Here is a 17,411-nt window from a genome sequence, read left to right as displayed (position 1 = left end):
AACCGGTCGGCTCCCCGCAGACCGGTCTCCTCCCGGACTTCATTCGATTAAGAATGAAGCGACTGTTTTTCCGCTTATAATGGAAGATTAGTTCCACGGCGTGCCGATGCCGTCAAGCCCTTTTCAGGCGAGCGAAAACCTATGGCTTTCGACTAAAGACCGTGCGCAATGCTATTTAATTTCTTTAAACCACTGATTATCAGCGACTAATTGCACTGGGATATGGCATGGGGAGTTGAGGGCGCTAGGCATGGCTCATACTAACGTATGAAATGGGCGTTTCATATGTTTCTGAGTTCAATCTGCTCGTCTTGCGGGTTGCCGTCGGGGCAGCCGTCTTTCAGGTCGTGCCAGTGCCGGTCAGACGGCATGAACGTTCCACGACGGGACGCCATCTGCGAGACGCGGGCAAGGCGCTCGTTCAGGTAGGGAATGTATAGAAGCGCTTCAGGCGCGGTGATCGAGCCGGGCGACCAGGCGGTCTCCGAGCCATTGAATGCCGCAGACCAGTACGATCAGCACGGCAACGACGGCGATCATCACGCCGGTCTCGAAGCGCTGGTAGCCATAGCGGATGGCAAGGTCGCCGAGACCGCCGGCGCCGATGGCTCCGGCCATGGCAGAGGCGCCAATCAGGGTGACCAGAGTCACCGTAAACCCGGCGACGATTCCCGGTAGCGCCTCCGGCACCAGTACCTCGCGCACGATCGTCCAGCGGTTACCACCCATGGCGCGCGCAGCCTCGATGAGACCCGGATCGACTTCGCGGAGTGAGACCTCGGCGACGCGGGCGTAATATGGCGCGGCGGCGATGGCCAGCGGCACAATGGCGGCCGCCGTACCGAGCGAGGTTCCGACGAGAAGTCGGGTCAGCGGAATCAGCGCTACCAGGAGAATAATGAACGGCACCGACCGGAAGCCATTGATCACCCAGCCGAGCGCCCGGTTGATGCCGAGGTTCTCGGCGATGCCGCCACGGTCGGTGGCCACCAGGATAAGAGCCAGTGGCAAGCCGGCGACGAAGGAGATGACGCCGGAAGCCAGCGTCATGACAATTGTCTCCCAGATCGACTGGAGCAGTAAGTTAAACAGGACGGGAGACATGACCGAGCACCTCGACACGGGCGTTGATGGACCGGAGATAGGCGGTGGTCTCGTCGACGAGGCCGACAGGCTTGCGCGGAACGGTCAAGAAGAAGCGGGCGACGGGCTGGTCGTGGATATGGTCGATACCGCCGTGCAGAAAATGCGCAGACGGCAGGCGAGACAGGATGTCTGACAGCAGGCCATTGCCTAACCCGGGATCTGTGAGGTCGACGCCAAGCACCGCCTCGCTACCTTCCGGCGCAAGACGCGAGGCGATATGCGCTGGCAACTGTGGCCTGACACCCGAGAGAAGGCTCTGCGTCAGCTCTGTCTTGGGATCGGAGAAGACGTGCCAGACCTCTCCTTCCTCAATGATGCGGCCTGCCTCGATCACCGCTACGCGGTCGCCGATGGTTCGCACCACCTCCATCTCATGAGTGATGAGAACCACCGTCACGCCAAGCTTGCGATTGATGTCTTTCAGGAGCGCCAGAATGGAGCGCGTGGTCTCCGGATCGAGGGCCGATGTTGCCTCATCCGAAAGAAGGAGAGCAGGGCGGGCCGAGAGTGCGCGGGCAATGCCGACACGCTGCTTTTGACCCCCCGATAGCGCTGACGGATAGGAACTAGACTTTTCCGCCAAGCCAACAAGGTCGAGCAGCTCCAGCGCTCTCACCCGCCGTTTGGCCTTGCTCCAGCCAGCGATCTTCAGTGGTAGCGCAACGTTGTCCAATACCGTCTTCGCAGACATCAGATTAAAGTGCTGGAAGATCATGCCGATCTTGCGGCGGATCGGTTGTAGCTCGCCTTCGGACAGGCCGACGATATCGCGGCCTTCGATCTCGATGCGGCCGCTGTCAGGGCGCTCGAGACCATTGAGGCAGCGGATCAGCGTCGATTTGCCGGCGCCGGAGCGGCCGATGATGCCGAGGATTTCGCCGCGCCGCACGGTCAGCGACAGATCGTCGAGAGCGCGTGTCGGGCCGAAGCTGCGGCTGACGCCGGAAAGCGCAACGACAGGTTCGCGAAATTCGCCGGAGGCCGATTCTTCGGCGGCAAAAGCCGCTGCGGCAGGCTGGGTATTCACTTGTTCTTCGGTCCTTCCTGCCCGATCAAACGCGAGGATCGGACAAATGGCAAAGTCCGGCGGAGAACCGCCGGACCGCTTTTCGGCCTGTTTAGCCGATATTTCAATAGGCGCTGAGGCCCGTGCCCTTGTAGACCTTGTCGAACACAGCCTTGACGGTCGGGTTCTGGTAGGCGGCGACCAGCTTCTTCACCCACGGCGCGTTAGCGTCGGCCTCGCGCACGGCGATGAAGTTGCGGTAGGGATTGTCGGCGATGGCTTCCTGGGCGATGCGGTTGTCCGGGGTGAGGCCGGCCTTCAGTGCCCAGTCGGTGTTGACCACGGCGGCGTCGAGGTCGTCGATGGCGCGGCCAACCACGCCGGCGTCCAGTTCCTTGACCTCGACTTTCTTCGGATTCTTGTCGATGTCGGCGATGGTTGCCAGAATGCCGGTGCCATCCTTCAGCTTGATGATGCCTTCCTGATCCAGCACCTTCAGCGCGCGTCCCTCGTTGGAGGGGTCGTTGGGTACACCGATCTTGGCACCTTCCGGCAGGCCGGCGACCGATTTGATTGTCTTCGAATAAAGGCCGATCGGCCAGACGCCGGTATAGCCGGCGATAACGATGTGATAGCCGTTCTGCTTAATCTGATTGTCGAGATACGGTTTGTGCTGGAAGGCATTGGCATCGATTTCGCCGCGCTCCAGCGCCTCGTTCGGCTGGGTGTAGTCGTTGAACACCACGATCTCGAGCTTGAGACCAGCCTTCTCCGCCTCGGCGGTAGCCGCCCGCCAGACGTCCTCGTCCTCGCCGGAAATGATGCCAACCTTCAGCTCGGTCTTGTCGGCGGCCGACGCGGCGGTCACGCCGATGCTGGCAACGGCGGCAAAGGTAGCCGCGCCGAGCAGGGCGGCAAGGCCGGTGCGACGGGTAAGGGAGGAAATGGGGAAGGTCTTGGTCATCTCGAAAATTCCTGTTCGGTATCCGGTATCCGGACTTCAGAACGACGGCGTCGTCTTCGCTCAAGACTATGGCAGATGCTGATTATGACGGCGACGAAGTGCGTAGCCCTTGTGCAGCAAGCCTATAAAAAGTTCTCCCAATATCAGCGGCTTGCGCGAACGAATTTTCTACGGTCCCGCGCCTGACGGGCGCCAGTGGGCCACGACCACGTGTGGTCATGGGATTATGGTGCGCCAAACAATCGAAATCGACGCCGGTGCGAACGGTATCCGCCGGCTAAAACGAGGGCATTATGGTTGCCATCAGGCTACTTCCGGAAAACGACACCACCAATGGCTGGTCGGCGGTCCTGCCACCGCGCACGCCGAGGCCGCCGCTCGTCGCGACGATCACCGCCGACTGGGCCATCATCGGGGCCGGTTACGCCGGCCTTGCCGCCGCCCGACGCCTGGCCGAACATCGGCCGGGTGATAGCGTCATCGTTCTGGAAGCCGGCGCGGCCGGCGAGGGCGCGCAGGGACGTAATGCTGGCTTTGCCATCGACCTGCCCCACAACGTCACCTCTTCGCTGGCTGAACTGGAAGAGTCCGCTCGCTACAAGCGCCTATACCGGGCGGCCATTGACCACCTTGACGAGACCATCCGAACGCACGGCATCGCCTGTGACTGGTCGCGTGACGGCCGCTATCATGCGGCGGTATCGGAAAGGGCGGTGCAGTCCGTGTTGAAGCCGCTCGTCGCCGAGCTCTCGCGGTCGGGTGGAGAGCACCGCTGGGTTGACCGGAGGGCGCTCGCCGATGAAATCGGTACCGACTATTACACGGCGGCCGTGTTTACGCCCGGTGGCTATCTCGTCAATCCGGCGGCGCTGTCGCGTGGTCTGGCGGACACCTTGCCGGGCAACGTGACGCTTTGTGAGAACACGCCAGTGGTCCGTTTCGAACCGGGGGTGCCATCGCGCCTCGTGACACCCAAAGGCGAGGTGAAGGCGCGACAGGTAGTGATTGCCGTCAACGGTTTTGCCGACCGGTTCGGTTATTTTCGGCACCGTCTCCTCAGCTTCGCGGCCCATGCCAGCTTGACCAGACCCTTAAGCGTTGCTGAAATCGCCAAGCTGAAGGGGCGCGCACGTTGGGGGCTAACACCAGCCAACGCCTTCGCCGGCATCACCATGCGCCGGACCGCGGATAACCGGATTCTTGTCCGCCAGAACGTCAGCTTCCGGCCGGACCTTCGCGCGAGCGACGAAGAGCGGGCGCGCGTGGCGCTGCATCACAAGCGTCTGTTCGACCAGCGCTTCCACGAACTCTCCGATGTCACCATCGCCCACACCTGGACCGGCTACATATGCCTGTCGCGGAACGGCGCACCCGGCTTCGGAGAGGTGGCGCCGGGCGTCTGGGCTTCCGTCTGCCAGAACGCCGTTGGCATGACCAAAGGCACCATCGGCGGCCTACTTCTGGCGGACAAGGCGCTAGGCGTGAGAAATCCGCTGATCGAAGATATCGAAGCGGTATCGGGGCCGGCCTGGATCCCGCCACGGCCGGCGCTCGACATTGGTGTCCGCGCCCGCTTTGCTTTTGAGCTTTGGCGTTCGCGCGCCGAGGCCTGAGCCATTGGCCTCGAGCGACGCAAGCCCCTGCCTCACATTGATTCAGAGTGCTCGACAGATGCCGATGGCTTGGGCCTGCCACCACTGATCCGCTGGATGCTGACGAAAAACAGCGGAACGAAAAACACGCCGAGCAGCGTTGCAGCAATCATGCCGCCCATGACGCCGATGCCGATGGCATTCTGCGCCGCCGACCCGGCCCCGGTGGCGCGGGCGAGCGGTGTCACGCCCAGCACGAAGGCGAGTGAGGTCATGATGATCGGCCTGAGGCGCAGACGCGCCGCTTCGACGACGGCGTCGACCGGGCCAGCACCGCGTTCCATCAAGTTCTTGGCGAACTCAATGATCAGGATGGCGTTCTTGGCGGTGAGGCCGATGGTGGTGAGCAGACCGACCTTGAAATAGACGTCGTTCGACTGGCCAAACAGCTCGGCGAAGGCAAGCGCGCCGAACACGCCCACCGGTACCGCCAGCAGCACCGAGAAGGGGATCGACCAGCTCTCGTAGAGTGCCGCAAGGCACAGGAAGACGACTACCAGCGATACCGCGTAGAGCAATATCTCCTGCGAGCCGGCTAGGCGTTCCTGGTAGGAAAGGCCCGACCAGGCCGCCGAAAAGCCGCCTCCGAGATCTGCCACTAACGTTTCCGCCTCCGTCATGGCGTCACCGGAGCTGACACCGCTCGCCGCTGTGCCATCGAGGGCGACAGCCGCCGTGCCGTTGAAGCGGGCGAGCGACGGCGAGCCCTTCACCCATGCGGTGCTGGCAAAAGCTGAAAACGGCACCATCTCGTCGCTTTTATTCCTGGCGTACCAGCGGTCGATGTCGCCCGGCTGCATGCGGAACGGCGTATCGCCTTGCACGTAAACCGGCTTGATATCGCCATGATAGACGAAGTCATTGACATTGGAGCCGGCGAAGACGGTGGTGATCAGGTTGTTGATGCCGGAAAGATCAATGCCGAGCGCGCCGGCCTTGTGCTGATCGATATTGACTTTCAGCTGGGACTCCAGTGTGCGTGTATTTCCGCGGATATTTGCGATCGATGTGTTGTTCATAGCCTTGTCGGCCAAGGTATTGGCGGCATCGCTAAGGGCGGTGCGGCCCTTATTGCCGCTGTCCTGCAAATACATTGAGAAGCCGCTGGTCTGGCCGAGGCCTTGGATGGCCGGCGGCGCCACCACAAACACCTCGGCATCGCGGATCGCCCTGAACTTTGCCGAGGCGCGGGCGGCAACGGCGCTCGCCGAAAGGCGGCTGTCGGTCCGCTGGTCGAAATCCTTGAGGCGGACGAAGCCCATGGCCGTATTCTCGCCGCTATCGGAAAAACTGAAACCGAGGGTCATGAATACGCTCTGGACCGCGTCTTTTTCCTCGTTGAAATAGTAGTCCTGCACCTTGTCGATTACCGCCTGGGTACGGGCGGCGTTGGCGCTGGCCGGTAGGGTGATCATGGTCATCAAGACGCCCTGGTCCTCTTCCGGCAGGAAGGAGGTCGGCAGCCTAGTGTAGAGGACATAGGCGCTGGCGATCAACGCGAGGAAAACGGCAAACATCCGGACAGGCCTCACCACCAGTCGGCCGACGGTGCGGGAGTAGCCGCCTGTCAATCGCGTAAAGCCCCGGTCGAACCAGCCGAGCCAACGATGAAGAACCCCGTCATGGCTCGGTTTCAGCATCAGTGCCGAAAGGGTGGGCGTCAGAATGATGGCGACGAGCACGGAAAGCAGCATGGCGCTGGCAATCGTGACCGAGAACTGGCGATAGATAACCCCGACCGAGCCGGAAAAGAAGGCCATGGGAATGAACACAGCGGTCAGCACCAGTGCGATGCCGATCAGGGCGCTGGTAATTTCGCCCATCGATTTCTCGGTCGCCTCGCGCGGTGACAGCTTCTCCTCGCGCATGACGCGCTCGACGTTTTCGACGACGACAATGGCGTCGTCGACAAGGAGGCCGATCGCCAGCACCATGGCGAACATGGTCAGCATGTTGATCGAGTAGCCGAGCGCGGCAAGGACGCCGAAGGTGCCGAGCAGCACCACCGGCACAGCGATCATCGGGATCAGCGTGGCGCGGATGTTCTGCAGGAAGAGTAGCAGCACCAGGAATACGAGAATGATTGCCTCGATCAGCGTCTCCACCACCTTCTCGATCGATAGTTCGACGAAGGGAGTTGTCTCGTAGGAATAGGCGATTTCCACGCCCTGGGGCAGCGAATCCTTGAGGCTGTCGAGTTCAGCGTGAACGAGGTTGGCCGTGTCGATGGCATTGGCGCCTGAGGCGAGCTGCACGCCGAAGCCGGCGGACGGCATGCCGTTGAAGCTCGACTGCTGGCCGTAGGTCTCAAGACCGACTTCGACGCGTGCTACGTCGGAAAGGCGGACCACCGAACCGTCAGCGGTGGTCTTCAGGATGATGCGCTTGAATTCATCGACCGAGGTCATCTGCGACTGAGCAAGGATGCTGGCCTTGAGCTGCTGGCCCTTGCTGGCTGGAACCGCGCCGATCGAGCCGGCGGCGACCTGGGCATTCTGGGCCTTGACGGCGTCGGTCACGTCGCTTGGCAACAGCTGGTATTTCAACAACGCCGCGGGATCGAGCCAAATCCGCATGGCATAACCCGAGCCAAAGGACTTCACGGCGCCGACGCCGTCGAGTCGCTTGATGCGATCCTCGATCTGGCTGGACATGATGTCCGACAGCTGATCCGACGTGTAGCGGCCATCGCGCGAGATGATATTTCCGATCATCAGGATGCCGGACGCCGACCGGCTGACGGTGATGCCGTTGTCCTGCACGGCGGTCGGCAATTGCGACTCGACACGCGATAGTTTGTTCTGCACCTCGACCTGTGCCAGTTCGGGATCGATGCCGTTGGCGAAGGTGAGCTCGATTGAGGAGCTGCCGGTGGTCGACGAGGAGGCCATATAGAGCAGGCTGTCGAGCCCGGTCATGGCGCTCTCGATCTTTTTGGTGACCGAGTTTTCGACCGCCTCGGCGGTCGCTCCGGTATAGGTGGCGGAAACGCTCACCGACACCGGCGCGATGTCGGGATATTGCGAAATCGACAGCGAGTAGATGCCCATGATGCCGGCCAGCAACGTGGCGATGGCCAGTACGATGGCGAACACAGGTCGGGCGATGAAAAAACTGGCAAGCGCGTTGCGTGGCGAGGAGAGGCTCATTTGCCGTTCTCCGTCTTCAAAGTCTGTTTGACCACGCCGTCGTCGCCGATGGTCGTCTCGACCGGCACCACCTCGGCGCCGTCAGAGAATTTCTGGAAGCCGTCGACAATCAGCCGGTCGCCGGCCGAGACCCCGTCGGTAACGATCCAACTATTGCCCGAAGTGCCGACGGTGGTGACGCTCTTGGCCTCCGCTTTATTGTCGGCCGAGATCACGTAAATCGTGGCGACGCCGTCGTCGCCGCGCGTTACCGCCAGCTGCGGCAGCAGGAAGGCGCCGTTGAGCGTGCCGAGATCAATGGTGGCCTCGACAAACATGCCCGGCAGCAGCACCCGCTGGCTGTTGGGGAAGGTGGCGCGGAGGTTGAAGGTGCCCGTGCTCTCGCTCACCACGATCTCGGCCAGCGAGAGGGTGCCGGCCGTGCCATAGGGCTTACCATTTTCGAGCTTTAGCGTTACGGCCGCCGGCGTGTCGAGTTTACGCCCCGACCCCGCCTGCCCGGTGTTCACCTCGTCACGGATGCGCAGGAGATTGGCGCTGGTATCGACGAGGTCGACATTGATCGGATCGATCTGGCGGATGGTAGCCAGCACATCAGTCTGATTCTCGGTAACCAGCGCACCGACGCTGACCGCCGACACGCCGATAATCCCACCGATCGGTGCACGGATGGTGGTGTGCTCTAGATTGATGCGCGCTGTTTCGAGATCGGCCTTCGCTGCCTCCTCGGAGGCCTGGTCCTGTAAGAGAGTCGATCGGGCGTCGTCGACCGTCTGGGTAGAGACCGCATTGCTTTCCACGAGTTTCTCGTTGCGATCGAAAGCTGTCTGGGCGCCGAAGGTGGCCGCCTCCGTCTTTTTCACGGTGGCAGCTGCTGCGTCGTAAGCGGCCTTGAACTTGGCGTCGTCGAGCTCGTAAAGCACGTCGCCGGCCTTGACCACGCTGCCTTCTTTGAAAGCGACGTTGCGGACGATGCCGGCGACCTGAGGCCGGATCTCAGCCGTTGCCAGCGCCACGATGCGACCTGGCAGCTCGACGGTGCGCGGTACCGACGTCGGCTGGAGCGTCACATAGCCGACCTCGGCCTTGCCGGCCGGCGGCGGCCCGGATTGGCTGTTCGGCTGGCAGGCGGCCATAAGGGTCAGCACGAGCAGCACGCCGCCGCTTTTTCCGATGTTGCGCATGTTTCTTCGCTGCTCCAGCCGTGAATTCCGCGATGAAAACACCGCGGAAATAGGTTGTCAGTGTCGTTTCTGAGTGGACGAATAGTTTCTCGCGTTTCAATAAGTCAACGCTAAGCCGAATAGCAATTGTAACCAAGTATACAATTGTAGCGATTTGAGAACGAACGTCTTTCATCAGCGCGGAAAAGGCAATGATAAAGGTCGCGGACGATCGGTTTCGATCGTCCGCGACCTTGGTGATTCTAGGGATGAGTATTGTACGAACGGGGTCAGAGCCCGAAGATGGCCGGCCACCAGCCGAAGCCAACGAACAGGCTGCCGGCGACGCCTGGGACGAGCGGCATCCAGCGCTTAGCCAACGGTAAACCCTGCCGTCGCAGAATGCGGTCTCCGAGCCAGATGCTCCAGACGACGCCGATCAGGAACAAGCCGCCCCGGATGACGTGCACACCCTCCATGCCGACAAACGTGTAGCGCAATGGAGTAAGAAGTTCGGCCCCGAGGCCAATGATGAGGCTCATCAGCGCTACCGGCGCATACTGGTAACCGAGTTCGGTAAACACTTGGCCAAAGCTGCCGTCGGAGCCGAGCCGACGGGCGATCACCGCGCCAACGGTGGTGAGGCTGGCGAGGACGGCGGTGAGCAGCGCCATTGTCCCGAGCATGAAGCCGACGATCATGATGAAGTCCAGCCACATGAAAGTTTCGGCACGGGCTGGATGCACACTCATCAGCCAGGACGGACCAATGCGGGTGATCCAGTCGATATGATTCTGAACCGCCCAGACTCCCAGGCTCTGGCGGATCGACTGATACTGCGGCAACACCAGCCACAGGAAGCCGCCCAGCGCCACGCCGGTATCGAGGAACAGGAACCAGGCCTCGGCCGGGTTGGCGCGATGGTCACGGATCTCTTCCACCTCGATACCGGGCCGACGCAGCTCGAGGCGCATGCTGCCAGCCGCCTTCGGATTGACGCAACGGAAGCATTCGATGCAGTGGCGGCTCTCGCACTTTCGAGGCAGATCGATCATGGTCGGGCAGGCGCCGCGCTCGGTGTAGGCGTCGCCGCCGCTGAGCCGTACCTTCGGGGTGAACTGCACCGCGCCAAGCCGGGAGTAAAGGCCCAGCACGCGGCCGATCGGGCAGAGGTGACGACACCAGACGCGCTTGTTGCGGCCGTAGAGCCCGCCGATGGCAATGGCGAGCAACATGGTGCCGCCAAATAGGCCGGCCGCCGCTTCAGGATGGTCACGAACGCCGATGGTCTGGCCATAGAGCGTCATGATGATGAAGCTGAGAGCTGGCGTGCCCTCCCACTTGATCCAACCGGGAATGGCGCGTTGCAGCCCGTATTTGTTGGCAAGCTCTGAGGCGGCGCCCATCGGACACAGCGTACCGCACCATAGACGTCCGAGAGCGATGACCGAAAGGAAAACCAGCGGGAACCAGATTCCCCACAAGAGATAGCGCAGAAACAGCGATGGATTGGTGAGAATGCCGCTTTCGGCCGGGGGATCTGGCAGCACGACCGGCAGGCCGATCACCACCAGAAAGACGCCAAACATCAGCACTTGGATCCAACCGAAGTGGCGGCGCCAACGTACGAATAGCGTCTCAAGCATGCGGGTGAAGGAACTGCGCGAGTCGATGGCGATGGTCTCGGACATGGATCTCACGGCCGGGCCGACAAAATCATCGCCACGGACAAGCTTGTTCATGATGCGTCCCTCCGACACCGGCTCAACACGGCGCCGCTTCACCCGTCCGCGAAGGACGCCAAGATGCTAACTGTTAGCACTTGCATTAGCAGATCAAGCTGGTGATTTCCCTCATCTTTCCCTCAAAAAGGGGATTCGCGATAAATATGATTTCCAATCAAAGGCTTAGGGTGTACTTCACGCGTTATCAGGAGTTTCCCCATGGTTGACCTTTGTTCCCTAACGCAAATACTCATGACAATCATTAGCAAATAGGGCAACGAAATGCGCATCCTGAGTGGAATGGTTCTGGCCTCGGCGGCCTTTGGTTTTGCGACGAGCGCTTATGCGCTTGAATATCCGATCGGCGAGCCGCAGTTCGGCGGTGGCATGGAAGTGGCTGCCGTCTATCTGCAGCCGATCGAGATGGAGCCGGCTGGTATGATGCTGGCCGCCGACAAGGCGGACGTCCACCTCGAGGCCGATATTCACGCCACCAAAGACAACGTCAACGGTTTCGCCAACGGCGACTGGATGCCCTATCTCGACATCAGCTATGAACTCATCAAGGATGGTAAGTCTGTTGCCAAGGGACCGCTCATGGGGATGGTCGCATCGGATGGCCCGCACTACGGCGACAACGTGAAGCTCGACGGCCCCGGCATCTATAAGCTGACCTTCCACATCGCCCCGCCGGCCAGTACCGGCCACATGGCGATGTTCGGTCGTCACGTCGACAAGGAAACGGGCGTTGCCCCGTGGTTCGCGCCGTTCGACACCAATTACGAGTTCACCTACACCGGAACGGGGAAAAAGGGTGGCTACTGAGCCAGCCAACACGACGCACCGGCGGCGGCTTTGCCAAGCCGCCGGTTGCTTGCTCGTGGTCCTCGCGGCGGCCGCGCCGGCCGCCGCCGAGGATGATCCGGTATTCCGCATCGAGTTCAACGACGGTACCGTGACGCCAGGTCGCATCGAGGTTCCATCCGACACCCGCTTCGAGCTGCAGCTCGTCAACCTAGGCAAGACGCCGGCCGAATTTGAAAGCGTACCGCTCCGCAAGGAAAAGGTGATCGGGCCGGGTGTCACCACCAGTATGGTGATCAAGTATCTCGATCCGGGAGAATACTCCTTCTTCGACGACTTCCATCCGGAGGCGCCACCGGCACTGCTGGTTGCCAAGTGAGCCAATGGCGTGAAGCGCCAAGACAAGGTCTAGTTCAATGTTCGGCTCCATAGCCTTTGTGGTCTGGCGCGAGAGCGTCGAGGCGCTGTTGGTCATCGGCATTCTCGATGCATGGCTGCGCAGTGAGGCGCGCGACACGGGCCGCGCCCGCATGTTCCTGTGGGGCGGCGTTGCCGCGGGCCTCGCCTTCGCGGGTCTTCTTGCCGTGGTGTTGGTGCGGCTCGGCGATTCCATCTCCGAGGACGCGCAACTCACCTACACAACGGCTGTCGTGCTGATCGCCGCTGCGCTCATCCTCCAGATGGTATTCTGGATGCGCAAGCACGGCCGGTCCATGAGGCGTGACCTCGAGACGCAGTTGTCGTCGGCCGTTGCTCGTCACTCCTGGTGGGGTGTCTTCTTTCTGGCGTTGATGGCGGTGGCCCGGGAGGGCAGCGAGACGGTGATCTTCCTCTACGGCATCCTGTCGTCGGGCGCCGCAGGTGATCTCCTCAGCGGTGTCGGTGCCGGCCTGTTTGGTTTTGCGCTGGCACTCCTCAGCTATGGTCTCTTGCAGGCGGGCAGCCGTGTGCTTTCCTGGCGGCTATTCTTTCGCATCACCGAAATCATGTTGCTGTTTCTCGCCTGCGCGTTGCTGATGACCGGTATCGATGGCCTGATCGACCTCGAGATCCTGCCGCGCCTATCCCGTCGCCTCTGGGACAGCGGTTGGCTGCTCTCCGATGGTGACGCAACAGGCGGCTTCATTTCGGCGCTGACCGGCTACCGGGCGACACCCAACTTGACGGAACTCGTCGTTTTCGTCGGCTACTGGACGCTGGTGCTGTTCCTGATTTTCCGTCCGAGACGGCAGGTGGCGCCCGCGATCGCCTGACGGAAATCATAGCTCCCGCGATATTGGTCAGCCCCGGCGTCTTCCATGACGCCGAGGCTGACTTTTTATGTTGGGGTTCCTTCGGCCCTAACAGAGCTTCGCGAAAGAACGGCTCCAGCTTGGCTCCAGCCCATTGGCGTATGAAAATTGGCGAATAAAGACGGAGCTGAGGGAACCAACGGTTCTCGGAAGTGTTTCCCTAGTGAAGATCGGGTGATCACCGAGCTTTGCCTATCACGCCGGTTCGTTCAATCCGGCATTCGAGTTGGGAGACGTCATGAACCGTCAGATGCTTGTCGCCGTCGTTGTTCTGCTTGCCGTTGGTGTCGGCGTGCTCGGCTATCAGCTTTATGAAGAGAAGAAGAAGCCGAATGGCGTAGAAATCTCGATCGGTGAAAAAGGCGTCTCAGTTGAAGGGAAATAGCCGGCGATGAAAAATCTCCGGAACTCCACGGTCCCAGTTCCCACTTAGCTCCGCTTGTCCGGGCTCGCGGCTCCGACTGGTGGAAGAAGAGGATCAAGTCATGTCCACTCTTGCCCTTGTTGAGCAGTCCGCCCTGTCCCATTTGCCAGTGGTAACCGGACCCGAAGTGACGATCTTAGCCACCCAATTTCTGGCGCTGGCCCCGCTCATCGTCGCCGTGATCTTGCTGGTCGCGGCTTTGGCGGCTGGTGGACGGCGCATGCCGGCAGCGGAAATTGTCCCCCGTCGGTCGACGCGCGAACGGAAATTCGGGAGATAAGTTCAAGTATCTTCTGGTCTCAAGTAAAGCCCGGCTTCTCGATGAGCCGGGCTTTTTGCATGTCAGCGAGCTTCGACGGAGTGGCCCGGCGCGATGAGCGTGTGTACAAATTCCAGCTTTGATAGAATTTCTTTTGAAAGAACGAATGGGTAGAAGTCCCGCAGGCCAAGCGATCGGTTGATCTCATTGATGGCGATTGTAAGTGGTGGCCAGGCATTGGCGAGAGTGGCGAAGTCTTTCTGGCGATAAGGGGAGAAATCGACGTCGAGATCAAGTTGCTCCGGCACGGTCACACGTGGCGAAACCACAAGCCCTAGGGCATGCGCCGTTTCAAGCGCATCTACCATATGAATATAGTGGGCGAAGGTCTCTGCGAAATCTTCCCAAGGGTGACAAGCTGCATAGGTACTGACGAAACGGCTCCGCCAGTCGGCTGGTGGGCCATCGCGGTAGTTTCGCTCCAATGCTTCCGAGTAGTCCTGCCTCTCGTCTCCGAACAGCGAGCGGAAATCCTCCACGTGGCCACCATCGCGTACCAGCCGATCCCAGTAATAGTGGCCGATCTCGTGTCGAAAATGTCCGAGCAGCGTTCGGTAAGGTTCGCCAAGGCGGACCCGACGCTCCTCGCGCGCGGCATCGTCGGCCTCGGCGATGGCCAAGGTAATGACGCCGTCGGCGTGCCCGGTCATGACGGGTACAACGCTGCCGTCCGGGCCGATCTCATCGGCGAGAAAATCGAAGGCCAGGCCCGTCTCGGCGTTTTCAGCTTTATCGGGTACCGGAAGGCGCCAGGAGAGGAGCGAATAAAACAGATGGCGCTCGGCTGATATCACACGCGCGAAAGCTTCGATCGTCTTGTCGTCGGTGAGCGCGGGGATGGTTCGATTGTGCCGGCAGGCTGGGCACAGCCCGCCCGCCTGCTCCACCGGAAGCAGCCAATTGCACGCCCCAAACTCGGCATTGGCACAAAAAGCGAAACTTTCGCCGAGGGCGGACGAGATCCACCCCTCTCCCGAGGGTTCGAGTGCCGTCATGCGGGAGCGGGCAGGAAGATAGCCGAGCCGTCTTTTGCAGACCAGGCACGTCCCATTGTCGAAGTGGACAGTGTTGCCGCACCCGTCACAGGAAAAAAGACGCATCGATGCCTCCGTTGAGCCTAGCGTTCTCATCTGCGCAAAGCCGCCGGCCCTGAGCGGAGCCGGCGGCAAGGAAGGCGTCTTGTGGTTCAGGGAACGGACCGTCGTCCGTCCAGGTGTCGACGTCAGCGGTAGAAGAGGGCGATCAGGATGATAATCGGGATCGGAACGCCGAGAAACCAGAGAAGGATGCTGCGCATGGTGCCTGCTCCATTGCTAAGGGGAGAACGGAACGCCCGTTCGGGATCGGCTCCCTTGTCCACGGGCTTCGACCAGTACAACGCTCTACCGTCCGGTCGGTTCCGGGCGTGCTGATGGACGTTTTTCGGAGCGGGGGTCTAATGACAGTTTCACTGAAGCGCACGGTTTGATCGGAACCGTTCGAGCGATCCAGCGTTGTTTCAGCGAAGTGCGTTCGTTGGAGGTTCTAGCCATGCTTTACTGGTCTCTCGTCTTTCTTGTCGTTGCCTTGATTGCCGCCGTCTTTGGATTTTCCGGCATTGCAGCCGCTTCCGCAGGTATTGCTAGAGTGTTGTTCGGTCTATTTCTGATTTTGTTCGTGGTAAGCTTCGTTTTCCAATTGCTCCACGCTTGACGGTGAGATCTCCTCGGCTTTTGCCCGATGAAGGAGCAGTCGATAGGATGAAACTTGCATTTCCCCGGCCCGCAGGCAGGATGCGTTGGACGTTGCTTCGTGTGGGGGGGGAGAAAACGGGAGATGTTGAAATCGGGTGCGGGCCGGTTCGTCGGCTATAATCTCCTGCTGTTGGCGGGCGGGGCGGTTGTTCTTTTGATGATCGTTTCGGCGGCCTTCATTTTTTCTTCCCGCTCGCAGCTACACGCCACGGAATCCTTGCGCGCAGCCCGGGTCGATCGGCTGGTGCTTGAGTTCATCTCCGATTTGGTCGACGCCGAAACCGCTCAGCGCGGATTTATTATCACCAGCAATGAGGCCTATCTCGGACCTTACGAAACGGCGCTTGGCCAATTCGCGGAGGATTCCTCGGATCTTCGGCTGCGTGCGGCGGAAGTCGACGAGGGCCGGGCGATCGCTCCTGGCCCCGTGGACGAACTGATCAAGCTCGGCCAAGCCAAGATGGACCTTGTCGGGCATAATCTCGCGGAATTCCGGGCGGGGCATCTTGACACGACGCGGCTGGTCATTGCTTCAGACCGCGGGCGCGTGTTGATGGACCAGATCCGTCAGAAGGGTGCGACAATCCGCGATGTCGCCGCATCGGTCCGCATCGCCCGTGCCGCCGCGATGCGCGACGCCGCCTCAATGCTCACCACCATGATCAGCCTGGGTGTCGCCATGATCGTCGTCCTCACGGCCGGCGCCACAATGGTGATGCTTCGACATATCCGGCAGATCGATGAGGCGCGGCACGAACTTATCGAAATCAATCGGGAGCTGGAGTCTCGCGTACGCGAGCGCACCGAGGCGGTGATGCGCACCAATGAAGAGTTGCAGCGCTATGCATATATCGTGAGCCACGATCTCAGGGCGCCCCTCGTCAACATCATGGGCTTCACCTCCGAACTGGAATCGGCGACTGAGCGTCTCACCGCTTATGTCCGAAAGATCGGTGGCGACGCCGAAAATATGGATCGCGCCGATGCCCTCGTTGCCGTCGACGAGGATATTCCTGAGGCATTGGGATTTATCCGTTCATCTATGAAGCGCATGGATAGCCTCATCAATGAAATCCTCAAACTGTCGCGCGCTGGACGCCGAGTTCTTGAGCCTGTGCCGTTGGATATGCAAAATCTCGTCTCTGAATGTATCGACTCCATCCATCAGCGCTTTGCCGAAGCAGGAGCCGAAGTCCGGATCGATGGGCGTCTTCCCGATGTCGTTTCCGATCGCTCCGCTTTGCAGCAGATCTTCACCAACCTGCTCGACAACGCCACTAAATATCTGAAGGATGGCCGGCCAGGACAAATCACCGTTCGTGGCCGTCTCGAACGCGGATCGGCGGTTTTCGAGATTGAAGATAACGGACGAGGCGTCGCCGAGGCTGACTTTGAACGCATTTTCGAACTGTTCCGCCGCGCGGGTATTCAGGACAAGCCGGGCGATGGAATCGGCCTGGCCCATACCCGTATGCTCGCCCGCCGCCTCGGCGGCGACGTCAGTGTGAAAAGCGATGGTGAAACGGGGACAACGTTCAGTGTGACGATCGCCCGTGATCTAGTATTGCGTATGGGGAGAAACGAAGCATGAGCAAAGAACCTAAGCCCGTGGCCATCATCATGATCGAGGATGACGAAGGGCACGCTCGGCTTATCGAGAAGAATATTCGCCGCGCCGGCGTCACCAACGAGATCATTTCGTTTCGCAATGGCACCAGCGCGGTCAACTATCTTCTGGGCGCCGACGGATCGGGATTGGCCGCAATCGGCAGGCCGTCGCTGGTCCTGCTCGATCTCAATCTCCCCGATATGACCGGCATTGACATCCTCGCTCGCCTCAAGGCCAATGAGCATACGCGGCGGACGCCGGTCATCGTCCTGACCACGACCGACGACGCGCGCGAGATCCAGCGCTGCTACGACCTCGGCGCCAATGTTTACATTACCAAGCCTTTGAATTACGAGAGTTTTGCTAATGCGATCCGTCAGCTCGGCCTATTCCTGTCCGTAATGCAGATTCCGGAGCTTGATTGAA

General features: G+C 60.7%; 16 protein-coding genes. 9 read left to right on the top strand and 7 right to left on the bottom strand.

The genetic code is table 11. From position 1 onward, the window contains the following. Positions 1 to 447: 447 nt before the first annotated feature. The 3 genes from AB6N07_RS20960 to AB6N07_RS20950 all read right to left on the bottom strand — a co-directional run bounded on the left by AB6N07_RS20960 (position 448) and on the right by AB6N07_RS20950 (position 3,116). Positions 448 to 1,104, bottom strand: coding sequence for a methionine ABC transporter permease (locus AB6N07_RS20960; RefSeq protein WP_370674990.1), 657 nt, complete (start codon positions 1,102 to 1,104; stop codon positions 448 to 450). After that, positions 1,085 to 2,173 (bottom strand): methionine ABC transporter ATP-binding protein, encoded by a 1,089-nt coding sequence (locus AB6N07_RS20955; RefSeq protein WP_370674989.1) that lies wholly within the window; start codon positions 2,171 to 2,173, stop codon positions 1,085 to 1,087. Before AB6N07_RS20955 ends, AB6N07_RS20960 begins: the two co-directional genes overlap by 20 nt. Before the next feature lie 103 nt (positions 2,174 to 2,276). Beyond that, complete coding sequence (locus AB6N07_RS20950) at positions 2,277 to 3,116, bottom strand: MetQ/NlpA family ABC transporter substrate-binding protein (protein WP_370674988.1); 840 nt, start codon at positions 3,114 to 3,116, stop codon at positions 2,277 to 2,279. Between the two features lie 293 nt (positions 3,117 to 3,409). Between AB6N07_RS20950 and AB6N07_RS20945 the strand changes: the two genes are divergently transcribed. Further along, positions 3,410 to 4,729, top strand: a complete 1,320-nt coding sequence (locus AB6N07_RS20945; protein ID WP_370674987.1) for an NAD(P)/FAD-dependent oxidoreductase — start codon at positions 3,410 to 3,412, stop codon at positions 4,727 to 4,729. Between the two features lie 32 nt (positions 4,730 to 4,761). Here the strand turns inward: AB6N07_RS20945 and AB6N07_RS20940 are convergent, their stop codons facing one another. The 3 genes from AB6N07_RS20940 to AB6N07_RS20930 all read right to left on the bottom strand — a co-directional run bounded on the left by AB6N07_RS20940 (position 4,762) and on the right by AB6N07_RS20930 (position 10,822). Next, entirely contained in the window at positions 4,762 to 7,917 is a 3,156-nt protein-coding gene (locus AB6N07_RS20940) for an efflux RND transporter permease subunit (RefSeq protein WP_370674986.1), read from the bottom strand. Continuing rightward, the gene (locus AB6N07_RS20935; protein ID WP_370674985.1) at positions 7,914 to 9,101 is read right to left on the bottom strand and encodes an efflux RND transporter periplasmic adaptor subunit; all 1,188 of its coding nucleotides are present in this window, start codon (positions 9,099 to 9,101) and stop codon (positions 7,914 to 7,916) included. Before AB6N07_RS20935 ends, AB6N07_RS20940 begins: the two co-directional genes overlap by 4 nt. A gap of 269 nt (positions 9,102 to 9,370) precedes the next feature. Beyond that, positions 9,371 to 10,822, bottom strand: coding sequence for a 4Fe-4S binding protein (locus tag AB6N07_RS20930; protein WP_370674984.1), 1,452 nt, complete (start codon positions 10,820 to 10,822; stop codon positions 9,371 to 9,373). 264 nt (positions 10,823 to 11,086) lie between these two features. Between AB6N07_RS20930 and AB6N07_RS20925 the strand changes: the two genes are divergently transcribed. The 5 genes from AB6N07_RS20925 (at position 11,087) to AB6N07_RS20905 (ending at position 13,604) form a co-directional block, all read left to right on the top strand. Next, entirely contained in the window at positions 11,087 to 11,629 is a 543-nt protein-coding gene (locus tag AB6N07_RS20925; protein ID WP_370674983.1) for an iron transporter, read from the top strand. 49 nt (positions 11,630 to 11,678) lie between these two features. Then, positions 11,679 to 11,987: a cupredoxin domain-containing protein gene (locus AB6N07_RS20920; protein ID WP_370678293.1), complete on the top strand. Its 309-nt coding sequence runs from the start codon at positions 11,679 to 11,681 to the stop codon at positions 11,985 to 11,987. Positions 11,988 to 12,024: 37 nt separating this feature from the next. Continuing rightward, positions 12,025 to 12,861 carry an FTR1 family protein gene (locus AB6N07_RS20915; protein WP_370674982.1) on the top strand — a complete coding sequence of 279 codons (837 nt, stop codon included), beginning with the start codon at positions 12,025 to 12,027 and terminating at the stop codon, positions 12,859 to 12,861. Positions 12,862 to 13,138: 277 nt separating this feature from the next. After that, on the top strand, positions 13,139 to 13,285 hold the full coding sequence (locus tag AB6N07_RS20910; protein WP_370674981.1) for a hypothetical protein: 147 nt from the start codon (positions 13,139 to 13,141) through the stop codon (positions 13,283 to 13,285). Positions 13,286 to 13,385: 100 nt separating this feature from the next. Further along, entirely contained in the window at positions 13,386 to 13,604 is a 219-nt protein-coding gene (locus AB6N07_RS20905) for a hypothetical protein (protein ID WP_370674980.1), read from the top strand. A 62-nt stretch (positions 13,605 to 13,666) separates the two neighbouring features. On the opposite strand, the gene AB6N07_RS20900 is transcribed toward AB6N07_RS20905, so the two are convergent. Further along, positions 13,667 to 14,743: a putative zinc-binding metallopeptidase gene (locus tag AB6N07_RS20900; protein ID WP_370674979.1), complete on the bottom strand. Its 1,077-nt coding sequence runs from the start codon at positions 14,741 to 14,743 to the stop codon at positions 13,667 to 13,669. 430 nt (positions 14,744 to 15,173) lie between these two features. Between AB6N07_RS20900 and AB6N07_RS20895 the strand changes: the two genes are divergently transcribed. From AB6N07_RS20895 to AB6N07_RS20885, 3 genes are read left to right on the top strand one after another with little or no spacing between them, the layout of a single operon-like run. Further along, the gene (locus AB6N07_RS20895) at positions 15,174 to 15,335 is read left to right on the top strand and encodes a DUF1328 domain-containing protein (RefSeq protein ID WP_100081115.1); all 162 of its coding nucleotides are present in this window, start codon (positions 15,174 to 15,176) and stop codon (positions 15,333 to 15,335) included. Between the two features lie 54 nt (positions 15,336 to 15,389). Beyond that, entirely contained in the window at positions 15,390 to 16,967 is a 1,578-nt protein-coding gene (locus tag AB6N07_RS20890; RefSeq protein ID WP_370674978.1) for an ATP-binding protein, read from the top strand. Further along, positions 16,964 to 17,410, top strand: a complete 447-nt coding sequence (locus tag AB6N07_RS20885) for a response regulator (protein ID WP_370674977.1) — start codon at positions 16,964 to 16,966, stop codon at positions 17,408 to 17,410. The genes AB6N07_RS20890 and AB6N07_RS20885 overlap by 4 nt, the downstream gene beginning before the upstream one ends. Position 17,411: the final 1 nt, after the last annotated feature.

This window comes from Pleomorphomonas sp. PLEO (assembly GCF_041320595.1).
In the GTDB taxonomy this organism is placed as follows: Bacteria; Pseudomonadota; Alphaproteobacteria; order Rhizobiales; family Pleomorphomonadaceae; genus Pleomorphomonas.
Note: the sequence above shows the minus strand (reverse complement) of the source record. Positions and strands in the feature narration are given on the sequence as shown.

Coding starts and splice junctions, on each gene's coding strand:
- AB6N07_RS20960 (WP_370674990.1), bottom strand. CDS start 1,104: ATGTCTCCCGTCCTGTTTAACTTACTGCTCCAGTCGATCTGGGAGACA.
- AB6N07_RS20950 (WP_370674988.1), bottom strand. CDS start 3,116: ATGACCAAGACCTTCCCCATTTCCTCCCTTACCCGTCGCACCGGCCTT.
- AB6N07_RS20945 (WP_370674987.1), top strand. CDS start 3,410: ATGGTTGCCATCAGGCTACTTCCGGAAAACGACACCACCAATGGCTGG.
- AB6N07_RS20940 (WP_370674986.1), bottom strand. CDS start 7,917: ATGAGCCTCTCCTCGCCACGCAACGCGCTTGCCAGTTTTTTCATCGCC.
- AB6N07_RS20935 (WP_370674985.1), bottom strand. CDS start 9,101: ATGCGCAACATCGGAAAAAGCGGCGGCGTGCTGCTCGTGCTGACCCTT.
- AB6N07_RS20930 (WP_370674984.1), bottom strand. CDS start 10,822: ATGAACAAGCTTGTCCGTGGCGATGATTTTGTCGGCCCGGCCGTGAGA.
- AB6N07_RS20925 (WP_370674983.1), top strand. CDS start 11,087: ATGCGCATCCTGAGTGGAATGGTTCTGGCCTCGGCGGCCTTTGGTTTT.
- AB6N07_RS20915 (WP_370674982.1), top strand. CDS start 12,025: ATGTTCGGCTCCATAGCCTTTGTGGTCTGGCGCGAGAGCGTCGAGGCG.
- AB6N07_RS20910 (WP_370674981.1), top strand. CDS start 13,139: ATGAACCGTCAGATGCTTGTCGCCGTCGTTGTTCTGCTTGCCGTTGGT.
- AB6N07_RS20905 (WP_370674980.1), top strand. CDS start 13,386: ATGTCCACTCTTGCCCTTGTTGAGCAGTCCGCCCTGTCCCATTTGCCA.
- AB6N07_RS20900 (WP_370674979.1), bottom strand. CDS start 14,743: ATGCGTCTTTTTTCCTGTGACGGGTGCGGCAACACTGTCCACTTCGAC.
- AB6N07_RS20895 (WP_100081115.1), top strand. CDS start 15,174: ATGCTTTACTGGTCTCTCGTCTTTCTTGTCGTTGCCTTGATTGCCGCC.
- AB6N07_RS20885 (WP_370674977.1), top strand. CDS start 16,964: ATGAGCAAAGAACCTAAGCCCGTGGCCATCATCATGATCGAGGATGAC.